Genomic DNA, 11,868 nt, shown 5'->3' on the forward strand with positions numbered 1-11,868 from the left:
AGGGCTGACGAAAAATGACTCACAGTTAGCCATGCTATTCACCTTGGCGAACCTGTTTAAAGTAGACCAGATGTTACGACGACAGCCAAGATCTGTCTGAAATCCGGGAACTGCCTGGAATTAGGTCGAAATTCGGCGTAAAACGGCAGTATGTTGGCCAAAATTGAACAGTTAGCGTTCAAAAATCAGGCGGGCCGCTCAAAACCTCGCTCTATACCTAAATTGCAGGACTTGTTCGCAGTTTCCCTAGACGAGCCCGGCAGTGAGGTGGAGTTTGACTACACTATAAGCCTGAGACAAATTCGAGGCAATCTCAAACAGTAGCGCACGGCTCTGCAAAGAGCCATTCCCCTAGACCCAGAACAATTGGAATAGTTTTGGGTCTTTTTTTATCTGTTTCTCTTAGGGCCTGTTTATCTTTCGCGTTCATTTTTGCAGCATTCTGTATCGATTTTATACAAGGCAGAGCGATTGTAATCTAGTGTGCTACATCAATGAGCGATAACGCAGTAGAAAAATGATACAGACGCTGCCCGCAGGGTTCGTCTTGAGCACGTTCAACGCTTTGTTACTCGGCTTTTATATAGAATAACTATACTCCAAGCCTCCTTCCGCGATTTGAACGTGCTCAATTAGAACAAAATTTGTTCTCAAAAGGTCAACAGGCCCTAGCTGTTTAACTCTTCTTTTAAATACTACCAAAGCGGCAAGGCATTAAACCTGCACCAGTTTGGTCGCGTCTTTAAACAATCTAAAGAAGTTGTCGCCTGTATATTGGGCCAGCTCTTCGTACTTCTCGCCACGCAGCTCGGCGACAAATTCCGCCACATCCCTTACAAAGGCAGGTTGATTCTCTTCGCCGCGATGAGGCACTGGCGCAAGATAGGGCGCATCGGTTTCCACCAAGAGTCTGTCTCTTGGCACCTTACGGATCACCGAGCGTAACTCGCCAGCGTTCTTAAAGGTTACTATGCCGGATACTGAAATATAGAAACCCAGGTCTATGGCGGCCTTCGCCATCTCCCAGTTTTCGGTGAAGCAATGCAGCACGCCCCCCACTTTATCGGCCTGGCCGGCCTTAAGCATGGCGATGGTATCTTCTCGGGCATCTCGGGTATGAACGATCAGTGGCTTATCCACCTCAACCGCCAGGGCGATCTGCTGCTCGAAACATTGCTGTTGCAGCGCCTTAGTCTCGCCCGAGTAGTAATAATCCAGGCCAGTCTCACCGATGGCGATCACCTTAGGGTCTTGCAGATAGCTGTGCAGCTGCTGTGTATCCAGCCCCTCCTGCACATCCAGCGGATGCACGCCCGCCGACAGAAATACCTGGTCGAACGCTGCCATTTTCGCCTGCATAGACGCAAAACCTTGCTGGCGCACGTTGACGCACAGGAAATACTCCACGCCGCGATCCTTGGCTTGGGCTAGCAATGTTTTCAACGAATCTTGATCGGGCGCCGCTTTAAGGCGATCGAGATGGCAATGGGAATCGATAAGCACGCAAAAATCCTAAGTCACTACAAAAGGAGGCAAAGGATAGCTATCTACATGGTGCAGGTCAAATCGCCTGAGGCGAGTTCACGGGAAAGTAGGTTTTCAATATGATGTTTATGGGTTGAGGCGTCGGTAATGATCTTCACCCCGATACCTGCCGGTCGCCCACCCGATGCCCCCAGGGGGTTGATCCACACCACCAGGCCTTGAAACTCATGACGCACGGTCGAACCCGGTAGTTGATAGGCGATGGTAAGCTCTTGTCCTAGATAGTGGCTTTCGGTGGTCGCCACAAACAGGCCCGCGGGCTGAATAAAAGGCATGTAGGCTCTATATAGCTGATGTAATGTATCAAAATTAACCACGAGATCGACCATATTATTTTAACTTGTTGTTAGCGACTGATACTCTAAGATAAACGACTGAAAAACAGCCATAAAATTCACATTAGGCATCATACTCAGGCTATGATACGTGTCCATGACCTTGGCTGCAAATTTTGTTATCTTGATGTTAATTAATGCATCAGCACTTTTCTGCTTCACCAGTTTTTGTCGCAAGACAACATACAAAACTTTAAGTGCATCAGAAACTTGCTTTTCATCTATATTAGTTAAGTTAGCACACAGGTGCCCAGACGACAAACTTTGCACCCAGGCTTTTCTCAGGCCGATCAAGGCCTCGTATCGTCCGTCATTTAAGGCGATAAGCAGATCCACAGGGCCACCGACAACCGGCAGACACCAGGTCACATCGCTGCTCAAGGTAAGCTGTGCAGCCAGCCAGTCTTGCATCGCTTCGCGGCTCGGTAGCTGGCAATGCAGGCGCTGACAACGACTGCTTATGGTGGCCATCAAACGGCTTGGGGTATCACTCTGCAGCAACAGCAGCGTCCCCTTGCCCGGCTCCTCCAGGGTTTTGAGTAGCGCATTGGCCGCCACGGTATTGAGTCGCTCACAGTTCTTAATCACGGCGACCCGCCTGCCCCCCTGCTGGGCGGTGGCTGTCAATTTCTGGCACAGTTCCCTGACTTGGTCCACCTTGATCTGATTGCCGTCGGCCTCGACGAAATAACAATCTGGATGGTTACTTGCGATAAACAGCTGACAGCTCTTACAGACACCGCAGCCACCACTTTGGGTCGGCGACATACACAGACTGGCCTGGGCCAAGGTTTCCGCCAGCTGCATGCCGCCATAGCCCTGGTGGATCCCCAAGAGGTAGGCATGTCCCTGTTGGCCAGTCATCAACTGACCACAGAAAGATTCACGAACAGGCGTTAACCAAGGTAGCTCCATCATCAAATCCGCCGTTGTTATGACCAATCTTGTTGCTGCAACACGGCCAGGATCTCTTTATGCACCTCGGCCATGGTCTGACTGGCATCGATCACTTTGATAGTCTCGTCTTGCTCGGCCAGTTGCAGGTAAGTTGCCCTGGCGCGCTCGAAAAAGCTCAGTGCCTGCTGCTCGATTCTATCCAGTTCGCCTCTGTCTCGGGCGCGCTGCAAACCAAGTTGCGGGTCGATATCTAAGTACAAGGTCAGGTCGGGTTTAAAGTCTTTCAATGTCGCCTGACTCACTGCCTCGACCAGAGGCATGAGTTGACGTCCGCCACCTTGGTAAGCCAGAGAAGAGAGGTTGTGACGATCGCCTAGCACCCAGTTGCCCTGCGCCAATGCAGGTTTAATCACGTTAGCCACCAGCTGCGCCCTGGCCGCATAGATGAGCAAACACTCTGACTCATCACACAGGGGATCGCTAGGGTCGGCGATCTTTACCAGATCCCTAATTCGCTCGGCGAGCGGCGTGCCGCCGGGCTCACGGGTACACACGGGTGCCTGGCCGGTATGCTTCTCGATAAAATCTCTTACCAGGGCAATGGCACTCGACTTGCCCGCCCCTTCCAATCCTTCGATAACGATAAATTTCGCGCTGTTTTGCTTCATCGATTTCTCTGATACTTGTCTACAGCACGATTGTGCTCGGTTAATGTTTTAGAAAAAATATGGCTGCCGTCATTCTTCGACACGAAATAGAGGTAGTCGACATCGGCCGGGCGCGCCGCCGCCATCAAGGATGCGCCGCTCGGGGCCGCAATGGGGGTCGGCGTCAGGCCATGAATGCGATAGGTGTTATAGGGGGTCTGCTCACGCAGATCTTTGCGGGTAATGTTGCCCTGATAACGATCTCCCATGCCATAGATCACCGTAGGATCTGTCTGCAAACGCATCCCCTTACGTAACCTATTGGTAAAAACCGCCGAGATCCAGGGGCGCTCGCTGGCCTTGCCTGTCTCTTTCTCGATAATCGATGCCATGGTCAACAGCTCATAAGGGCTCTTAAGCGGGATGCTCTGATCGCGCTCCTGCCAGGCCTTGTCCAGCTCTTGCTGCATTTTCTGATAGCTCTGCTGCAGGATCACCTTAACCGAATCACCGGCGCCATAGTGGTAGGTGTCGGGATAAAACTTGCCCTCGGGCAGCTTAGACTCATCGCCATTATCCTCGAGCACCTGCATAAAGGCCCCATCCTGCCATTTCAGGCGCGGTAACTGTTTGAGCTGCTCGCGCCACTCTTTAATGCTCTGGCCTTCGACAAGCGTCACGGTAAAGACCATCTCCTTGCCCTGACGAAGCTTTTCGAGTAACTCCACCACAGTGTCGTTGGGGGAGAGTTGATACAGGCCGCTGCGGATCTTGGCAAGCTCAGGGCGCAGCCTAACCAGCAGTTTAAGTTTCCAAAGCTCATCCACCGCGCCGGTTTGCGCCAAGGCGGTGGCCATCTTTGAAAAGGAGGTGCCGCGCGCCAGCTCAAATTCGACGGGCGCATCTAACTTAAGTTGTGCCTGGCCGTAACTCACCACGCTCTGATAGCCCCAATAGAGGCCAATCGCACTCACGGTGAGTAAGGTAAAGAGTGTGGCGAGCACACCTATGATCATTTTTTTCATAAAGTTAGTTTTAGATCGTGCAGCAATTGGGTTAGCAGTGGGCTGTGGCTAAAGCTATGCTCTGCGATGCCGGTCACGGCGACCGCGCCAAACAGGCTATTACTGGCCAAGACGTGGTCAAAATGAGCTAGCTCGCGAGGTAAGACGCTGCGCACCTCAAGATTAAAGCCAGCCTCAACAAACCACAGCATCAACTGCTCGCGCATCACACCGGCCACACCGGCCTGTTGCAGACTAGGCGTGACGATGTTGCGCCCCTGAATAAAGAAGAGGTTAGCCATTGAGGCTTCGATGATATTACCGGCAGTATCGCAAACCAACCAGTCATCATAGCCCTCACTCAGTGTTTGACGGCGAATCAGCACCTGCTCGAGACGGTTAAGATGTTTGATGCCGGCAAGCAGCGGCTGCCGGGCCAGGCTTACCTGACTCGTCTGTAGCCTGATCCCCTGAGTCTGCCAATCACTATAGTGACTTGGGATCTCGTGAAGTGAGATCACCTCAGTCAGCGTCGGCGCAGCAGGCGGTAGGTATCCGCGTCCACCACAGCCTCTGCTAATGAGTAACTTGAGGCAAAAATCCTGTGAGAAGGCGCTAACGCCTTGCGCGCAGGCCTCGGCTAGGTGTTGGCGCAGCGCGTCGTCATCTAGCGTTGGCAAGCCTAACCTGGCGGCGCCTTGGGCTAAACGCGACAACTGACTGTCGAGGAAGCGCACCTCATTGCCACTGCAACGCATGGTGGCAAACAGGCCATCGCCATAGGCGAGTCCCCTATCGAACGCCGAAATGCTGTCCTCTTGCTGCCCGTTTACCCAGATAGCCTTCGACATCACTTGTCCTGGCTAATGCGGCTGGCAAGGGCTTCTTGCTGATCCCTATATTTAGCGCTCTCACGCTGATTATAGGGGCGCGCCACGGGCGAACTTAGGCGCTCGAAGTTGAGGGCACCTATGGTCATCATGGGCTTCAAGGCCAGGGGGAGCTTGCCGCTGTTGTAGAACTCAAGCACTATCTTTCCCTGCCAACCTGGGTCAATACGATGAGCCGTGACATGCACCATGAGCCCGAGCCTTGCCTGGGAGGATCGGCCATCCAACCAGCCGACAATGTCGGCAGGCAGGGTCAGGCTCTCATGGGTCACCGCCAACGCCAGCTCACCCGGGTGAAGGAAAAACGCCTCCCCTTCCGGGATCACTATCTTGTCGCTCATCACCCTGTCTAGCGCCGCCTGTACCTCGGCCTTAGGACCGCTGAGATCGATATAGGGCGCCTTATGATCTTGAAAGACGCGGAACTGATCGCCGAGTTTTACATCGACGCTGACACCGTTGATGGCATCATTGCTCGGACGAGGCTCAAGGATAATAGACCCATCGTCCAGACATGCTTCAATCTCTAAATCAGTTAAACGCATCTCAGCCAAACTCCCCGTAAACAGCGATTATTTTGCTAAAAGGTGCTGAATTCTCGCCTTTAATATATCGGTTGCGATGCGGTTTTTACCACCCCGCGGCACGATAATATCGGCGTATTGCTTTGAAGGATCAATAAATTGCAGGAACATAGGACGTACCGTCTGAGTGTACTGCTGCATCACAGACTCCATGGTACGGCCACGCTCGGCCACATCGCGGGTCAGGCGGCGCATGAAACAGATATCCAGTGGCGTATCCATAAAGACGCTCGCATCCATCTGCTCGCGCAGATGAGGATCTGTCAGTAGCAAGATCCCCTCGAGAATGATCACCTTCTTTGGCGTCATGGTGACTGTCTCGGCCATACGGGTATGCTCGGTGTAACTGTACTGTGGGATCTCCACCGACTCACCATTCTTTAGGGCGCTAAGGTGTTCACACAAAAGCTGATGATCCAGTGCCTTAGGGTGATCGTAATTCGTCAGGACACGCTGGTCCATCGACAGGTGGCTCTGATCCTTATAGTAGGCATCCTCGGCGATAACCCCTATCTGATCTGTGCCTAGATCACGGCATAGCTCCTCGAAAATCGTCTTCGCGATTAGGCTCTTACCCGATGCCGATGCCCCTGCGATACCAATTATGACACATTGCGAATTCATGCTTTGTAAACCTTACTCATCATCTGAAATTGAAATAGATACGACACTCTGTGTCTGGCTCAGGGCAAGTTGTGCCCCCACCTTTCTGGCGATCTCCTTATACAACAAGGCCACTTGGCTCTCACCATCCGCCACTACGCTCGGCGTGCCTCTATCCACATCCTCGCGGATATTAAGTTGCAGCGGTAGCTGCCCCAATAGTGGTACATTATAACGCGCTGCCATCTTAAGGCCGCCATCCTCACCGAAGAGGTGCTCCTTATGACCACAGTCGCTACAAATATGGAAACTCATGTTCTCGACAATCCCTAATACGGGAATGTTGACCTTCTGGAACATGCTGATCCCCTTCTTGGCATCGGCCAGGGCGATATCTTGCGGGGTGGTCACTACCACGGCGCCGCTTACAGGCACCTTCTGTGACAGGGTCAGCTGAATGTCGCCTGTGCCCGGTGGCATGTCGATCACCAGGTAATCCAACTCGGGCCACAGGGTCTCATTAAGCAGCTGCGCCAGTGCGCCCGCCGCCATTGGGCCGCGCCATACGGCGGCCTCATCACCACTGACGATAAAACCGATAGACTGGGCGGCGATGCCATGGGCCTCGGCTGCGGTCATCATCTTGCCGTCTGGTGAGACAGGGTTAAAATTGGGGACACCGAGCATTAAAGGAATAGAAGGGCCATAGATATCGGCATCGAGAATGCCGACCTTGGCGCCTTCTGCCGCGAGCGCCAGCGCCAGGTTAACCGAGGTGGTCGATTTACCCACACCGCCCTTGCCCGAGGCAACGGCAATCACTTGCTTTACATTGGGCAGCGGCTCGACGGCGCCGGCCGAGATCACCGCGGGTTGGAAATCGATTTCACACTCGACTTCGTCGATGGCATCGAGTACCGCCAGCTTGTTGGTGATTGCCATTACCGTATCACGATACTGGCTCTGACAGGGGTAAGGGTAACACAGCCCGAGTTGCAATCGCTTGCCTTCAATATCCAGCTTGGTAACACAACCTGCGCTGACGAGACCTTGCATTAAATAGGGGTCTTGATGGGCATCTAAAATGGCCAAAACCGGACCGAGCAGATCATCATGAAGATGATAATTCTGAGACGCTGAAGACAAAACGACTACCTCCAAAAATAAATTTGGCTAAGTGTATCAGAAAAACTCCTCATATTCGGATAGATTTAGTTCACTTAAAGCAGCTTTTGATGAAACTTTAGCGATGATCGGTTAGTATCTATGCCATTCTTTTTGGGCACTTACTGATTTAGAGACAAGATGGCAACTTCACAACGTAAAATTCTCGTGACCAGCGCACTTCCGTACGCTAATGGCCCTATTCATTTAGGTCACATGCTTGAATATATTCAAACCGATATCTGGGCGCGTTTTCAAAAGCTACGCGGCCACGAGTGTCACTATATCTGTGCAGACGATGCCCACGGCACGCCCATCATGCTTAAGGCACAGCAACTCGGCATGGCGCCCGAGGAGATGATCGCTCAGGTACAGAAAGAGCATCAGCAGGATTTTGCCGACTTTAATATCCAGTTCGATAACTTCCACAGCACTCACAGCGACGAGAACCGTGAGCTGGCGAGCGAGATCTACCTGAAACTGCGCGATGGCGGCTATATCAAGTCTAAAACCATCTCTCAGCTGTTCGATCCAGAAAAGTCTATGTTCCTGCCGGATCGCTTCGTTAAGGGCACCTGCCCTAAGTGTAAGTCTGTGGATCAATATGGCGACAACTGTGACAGCTGCGGCGCAACCTATAGCCCGACGGATCTGATCGATCCTAAGTCGGCGGTATCCGGTGCCACACCTGTGATGAAGGAGACAGAACACTTCTTCTTCGACCTGCCTGCCTTCGAAGAGATGTTGAAAGAGTGGACCCGTTCAGGTTCGCTGCAACAAGAGATGGCGAATAAGCTGGGCGAGTGGTTCGAACAAGGCCTGCAGCAATGGGACATCACCCGTGATGCACCTTACTTCGGTTTCGAGATCCCCGATGCACCGGGTAAGTTTTTCTACGTCTGGCTGGACGCCCCTATCGGTTACATGGGCTCGTTCAAGAACCTGTGTAACAAGCGCGGCGACCTCAACTTCGACGAGTTCTGGGCAAAAGACTCTACCGCCGAGGTTTACCACTTCATCGGAAAAGATATCGTCTACTTCCACAGCCTCTTCTGGCCAGCCATGCTCGAAGGCGCGGGTTTCCGTAAGCCAAACAGCGTGTATGCTCATGGCTATGTAACGGTGAATGGTGCCAAGATGTCAAAGTCTAAAGGTACCTTCATCAAGGCCAGAACCTATCTGGATAACTTAAACCCCGAGTACCTGCGTTATTACTACGCCGCCAAGCTCAGCAGCCGTATCGACGATCTCGACCTGAACCTGGAAGACTTCGCCCAGCGTGTCAACTCAGATCTCGTGGGTAAACTGGTTAACCTCGCCTCTCGTACCGCTGGTTTTATCAGCAAGCGCTTCGATGGCAAGCTGGCCAAGGTAGCCGATAATAGCCTGAGCGAGACCTTCCTTGCCAAGGCCGATGCTATTGCCGAGTTTTACGAGACTCGCGAATTTGGCAAGGCGATGCGTGAGATCATGGCCCTGGCCGATATCGCCAACGCCTATGTGGCTGATGCCGCGCCATGGCAGCTGGTGAAGCAGGAAGATAAGCAAGAAGAAGCCCATCAGGTATGTAGCAATGCGCTGAATCTGTTCCGTATTCTGGTGACCTACCTCAAGCCTGTGCTGCCAAAACTGGCCCAGGATGTTGAAGCCTTCCTGCAACTTGAGCTGACTTGGAATGATCTGGCCAAGGATCTGAGCGGCCATGAAATTGCGCCGTTCAAGGCCTTGATGCAACGTGTCGAGATGAAAAACATCGAAGCCATCATCGAAGCGTCTACCGAAAACCTGCTGGTCGCCGAGGCGCCGAAGAGCCAGCTGGATCTTGACCCGATCAGCGAAGAGATCAGCTTCGATGACTTTGCCAAGTTAGATCTGCGTATCGCCCGCATCGCCAAGGCGGAACATGTGCCAGAAGCCAACAAGCTACTCAAGCTTCAGCTGGATCTGGGCGGCGAGACTAAGCAGGTGTTTGCCGGTATCAAGTCTGCCTACGCACCAGAAGATCTGGAAGGCAAGCTAACCGTGATGGTGGCCAACCTGGCGCCACGTAAGATGCGTTTCGGCATGTCTGAAGGCATGGTGCTGGCCGCGGGGCCAGGTAAGAAAGATCTGTGGATCCTGGAGCCCCATGAAGGCGCGCAGCCTGGCATGCGCGTTAAATAAGTCGCTATGCAGATGATTGGTTGTGTACCGATATGACAAAAAAGGCCGCTACTAGCGGCCTTTTCTTTTAGTTGAGTCGCTAAAAGGTGCGTTACACAGGATTGTCGATATCCACAAAATGGTGAGCCAGGCCAAACTCATTAGCCAGGTGTTCACCCAATGCCCTGATGCCGAACCTTTCCGTGGCGTGATGGCCTGCGGCGTAATAATGAATATCCTGTTCAACCGCACTGTGGAAGGTACGCTCAGACACCTCGCCACTGATAAAGGCATCGACGCCCAGTTCGACGGCGATATCGATATAGTCTTGCGCGCCGCCGCTGCACCAGGCCAGGCGATGAATCGGCTTATCACTCTCTCCAAGGTGTAGGGCCTGACGACCTAGGACGCCGGCAAGATGCGCGGCAAACGCACTCGGCGCCATCGGCTCATCGAGACGCCCCTGCCAGACCAGCCCCTGGGCGACCCCTTCAACCGATTCGGCATCTATGATCCCAAGCTCGCGGGCCAACTCCGCGTTGTTACCCAGCATAGGGTGACCATCTAACGGCAGATGGTAACCAAAGAGGTTAATATCATTGGTGATCAGCGACTTGATTCGGCGATGCTTCATGCCGGTAATGGTTTCAGGCTCTCCCTTCCAGAAGAAACCATGGTGCACCAGCAAGGCATCGGCGTTTAGCTCAACCGCCCTATCGATCAATGCCTGACAGGCGGTCACCCCAGTGACAATCGTCTTGATCCGCTCTTTCCCCTCGACCTGGAGCCCGTTGGGGGCATAATCCTTATATTTGCCTACCTGCAGAAATTCCGTGAGGTATCGAGTCAATGCTGTGCGATTCATCTAAGCTCCTCATATGAATCAGATAACTTTGGCCAATTCTCCGTTCAAAAACGAAAAAAATGGCCGTGGCGATAGCGCCTAGTTTAGCCATATCTGGGCCTCAGTTCATAGAAATACGTTGAATTTCTGTGAAAATTGGACAATTCAGGCCTTTGGACTATAAAATTAGGCCAAACCTTCAATTACACATTAAAAGAAATAGGTTAATACTATGTCAAAGTTGACCAAAGAAGAGGTGATCAGCGCACTCGAGTCTGCATTGAGCAAGGCGCAGGGTAAGAGTGTTACTATCGAGCAGAAAGGAAGCTGGTATAAGATCGATGGTGGTAAGTCTCTTCGCTTTAGTGATTTAGAAGCTATGTTGGCTGAACAAGGTGAGCAAGCTCCAGCAGCTAAGGCACCGGCAAAAGCGGAAAAAGCTAAGGCTGCACCTAAGAAGGCCGCGCCTGCGAAAGCAGCCAAGCCTAAGGCGGAAGCAAAAGCCAGCAAGTCTACCTCTGGTGGCATGACACCGAAAGAACTATGGCGTGCTAAGCTGGCGGGTAAAGGACAGCTTCCTCGCGGCTTCTAACCAAGCAAGATGTTGTTATAAAAAAGGAGCCCTGAGGCTCCTTTTTTATTGAATATAACTCCGCAATAGCTACACGGCTGCTACATCGCCAGATCGACGCGCACGCCTCCCTGAAGATAAACCACGCGTACCTCGTCATCGACGTTGAAGATCATACCGGGATCTAAATCTTGGATCACCATCACCTCCTGGCCATCTTCATAACGTATCATCAGCTCGACCAGCTTTAGTTGCTGATAATAGTCGCCGCCGGCACTATGCCCTATACCGCCCCCTATCAGGGCGCCCAACACTGTGGCCACATCCTGACCGCTGCCGCCACCAAACTGATGGCCTATGACACCGCCTATCAGGGCGCCTCCAAAAGTACGCCAACCTTGGTTACGGTCTTCCACCAACTGAGTCTGAGTAATGTTACGTACCGAGGTGACATAACCATACTCTACCTTCTCGACAGGGACGGCTTGATTGCGCTCATAAGCCGCACTGGCACTAGCACTCAGTCCCAGGCTGGCAACCAAGATAAAAACTGACCAAATGAAGCGAAAGAGGCTGGGTGTAGGTTTCAACATAAGAGGTTTTCCGCTAACTTATAAAGAGGCCGATAACTAATTTTACGCA

The 11,868-nt window shown here is 52.5% G+C and carries 13 protein-coding genes; 2 read left to right on the top strand and 11 right to left on the bottom strand.

The window, feature by feature from the left end; all coding sequences use genetic code 11:
- Nucleotides 1-714: 714 nt before the first annotated feature.
- From L1D47_RS12995 to apbC, 9 genes are read right to left on the bottom strand one after another with little or no spacing between them, the layout of a single operon-like run.
- On the bottom strand, nucleotides 715-1,503 hold the full coding sequence (locus tag L1D47_RS12995; RefSeq protein WP_239885396.1) for a TatD family hydrolase: 789 nt from the start codon (nucleotides 1,501-1,503) through the stop codon (nucleotides 715-717).
- A gap of 44 nt (nucleotides 1,504-1,547) precedes the next feature.
- Nucleotides 1,548-1,874, bottom strand: coding sequence for a PilZ domain-containing protein (locus tag L1D47_RS13000; protein ID WP_041511631.1), 327 nt, complete (start codon nucleotides 1,872-1,874; stop codon nucleotides 1,548-1,550).
- Nucleotides 1,875-1,880: 6 nt separating this feature from the next.
- The gene (gene holB, locus L1D47_RS13005; RefSeq protein ID WP_239885460.1) at nucleotides 1,881-2,795 is read right to left on the bottom strand and encodes a DNA polymerase III subunit delta'; all 915 of its coding nucleotides are present in this window, start codon (nucleotides 2,793-2,795) and stop codon (nucleotides 1,881-1,883) included.
- A gap of 17 nt (nucleotides 2,796-2,812) precedes the next feature.
- Complete coding sequence (tmk, locus tag L1D47_RS13010) at nucleotides 2,813-3,445, bottom strand: dTMP kinase (RefSeq protein ID WP_239885398.1); 633 nt, start codon at nucleotides 3,443-3,445, stop codon at nucleotides 2,813-2,815.
- Nucleotides 3,442-4,449, bottom strand: coding sequence for an endolytic transglycosylase MltG (mltG, locus tag L1D47_RS13015; RefSeq protein ID WP_239885401.1), 1,008 nt, complete (start codon nucleotides 4,447-4,449; stop codon nucleotides 3,442-3,444). Before mltG ends, tmk begins: the two co-directional genes overlap by 4 nt.
- Nucleotides 4,446-5,279: an aminodeoxychorismate lyase gene (pabC, locus tag L1D47_RS13020; RefSeq protein WP_239885403.1), complete on the bottom strand. Its 834-nt coding sequence runs from the start codon at nucleotides 5,277-5,279 to the stop codon at nucleotides 4,446-4,448. The genes mltG and pabC overlap by 4 nt, the downstream gene beginning before the upstream one ends.
- Nucleotides 5,279-5,863, bottom strand: a complete 585-nt coding sequence (gene dcd / locus L1D47_RS13025) for a dCTP deaminase (protein ID WP_239885406.1) — start codon at nucleotides 5,861-5,863, stop codon at nucleotides 5,279-5,281. Before dcd ends, pabC begins: the two co-directional genes overlap by 1 nt.
- A 27-nt stretch (nucleotides 5,864-5,890) precedes the next feature.
- Nucleotides 5,891-6,526, bottom strand: a complete 636-nt coding sequence (gene udk / locus L1D47_RS13030; RefSeq protein WP_041511637.1) for a uridine kinase — start codon at nucleotides 6,524-6,526, stop codon at nucleotides 5,891-5,893.
- A 12-nt stretch (nucleotides 6,527-6,538) separates the two neighbouring features.
- Nucleotides 6,539-7,651: an iron-sulfur cluster carrier protein ApbC gene (apbC, locus tag L1D47_RS13035; RefSeq protein ID WP_239850232.1), complete on the bottom strand. Its 1,113-nt coding sequence runs from the start codon at nucleotides 7,649-7,651 to the stop codon at nucleotides 6,539-6,541.
- 159 nt (nucleotides 7,652-7,810) lie between these two features.
- Here apbC and metG point away from each other — a divergent pair, with 159 nt between their 5' ends.
- Nucleotides 7,811-9,832: a methionine--tRNA ligase gene (metG, locus tag L1D47_RS13040; protein ID WP_239885408.1), complete on the top strand. Its 2,022-nt coding sequence runs from the start codon at nucleotides 7,811-7,813 to the stop codon at nucleotides 9,830-9,832.
- A 91-nt stretch (nucleotides 9,833-9,923) separates the two neighbouring features.
- Here the strand turns inward: metG and L1D47_RS13045 are convergent, their stop codons facing one another.
- Nucleotides 9,924-10,676: a Nif3-like dinuclear metal center hexameric protein gene (locus L1D47_RS13045; protein WP_239885410.1), complete on the bottom strand. Its 753-nt coding sequence runs from the start codon at nucleotides 10,674-10,676 to the stop codon at nucleotides 9,924-9,926.
- Nucleotides 10,677-10,887: 211 nt separating this feature from the next.
- Here L1D47_RS13045 and L1D47_RS13050 point away from each other — a divergent pair, with 211 nt between their 5' ends.
- A complete protein-coding gene (locus tag L1D47_RS13050; RefSeq protein WP_239885412.1) occupies nucleotides 10,888-11,247 on the top strand; it encodes a hypothetical protein in 360 nt (119 codons plus the stop codon).
- Between the two features lie 80 nt (nucleotides 11,248-11,327).
- Here the strand turns inward: L1D47_RS13050 and L1D47_RS13055 are convergent, their stop codons facing one another.
- Nucleotides 11,328-11,819, bottom strand: a complete 492-nt coding sequence (locus L1D47_RS13055) for a glycine zipper 2TM domain-containing protein (RefSeq protein WP_239850228.1) — start codon at nucleotides 11,817-11,819, stop codon at nucleotides 11,328-11,330.
- Nucleotides 11,820-11,868 lie beyond the last annotated feature (49 nt).

Source organism: Shewanella sp. Isolate7 (assembly GCF_022398425.1).
GTDB lineage: Bacteria > Pseudomonadota > Gammaproteobacteria > Enterobacterales > Shewanellaceae > Shewanella.

Bases quoted from the DNA above. Each gene is read 5' to 3' on its own strand.
- L1D47_RS13000 (WP_041511631.1), bottom strand. From the start codon at position 1,874: ATGGTCGATCTCGTGGTTAATTTTGATACATTACATCAGCTATATAGA.
- holB (WP_239885460.1), bottom strand. From the start codon at position 2,795: ATGGAGCTACCTTGGTTAACGCCTGTTCGTGAATCTTTCTGTGGTCAG.
- tmk (WP_239885398.1), bottom strand. From the start codon at position 3,445: ATGAAGCAAAACAGCGCGAAATTTATCGTTATCGAAGGATTGGAAGGG.
- mltG (WP_239885401.1), bottom strand. From the start codon at position 4,449: ATGAAAAAAATGATCATAGGTGTGCTCGCCACACTCTTTACCTTACTC.
- pabC (WP_239885403.1), bottom strand. From the start codon at position 5,279: ATGTCGAAGGCTATCTGGGTAAACGGGCAGCAAGAGGACAGCATTTCG.
- dcd (WP_239885406.1), bottom strand. From the start codon at position 5,863: ATGCGTTTAACTGATTTAGAGATTGAAGCATGTCTGGACGATGGGTCT.
- udk (WP_041511637.1), bottom strand. From the start codon at position 6,526: ATGAATTCGCAATGTGTCATAATTGGTATCGCAGGGGCATCGGCATCG.
- metG (WP_239885408.1), top strand. From the start codon at position 7,811: ATGGCAACTTCACAACGTAAAATTCTCGTGACCAGCGCACTTCCGTAC.
- L1D47_RS13045 (WP_239885410.1), bottom strand. From the start codon at position 10,676: ATGAATCGCACAGCATTGACTCGATACCTCACGGAATTTCTGCAGGTA.
- L1D47_RS13050 (WP_239885412.1), top strand. From the start codon at position 10,888: ATGTCAAAGTTGACCAAAGAAGAGGTGATCAGCGCACTCGAGTCTGCA.
- L1D47_RS13055 (WP_239850228.1), bottom strand. From the start codon at position 11,819: ATGTTGAAACCTACACCCAGCCTCTTTCGCTTCATTTGGTCAGTTTTT.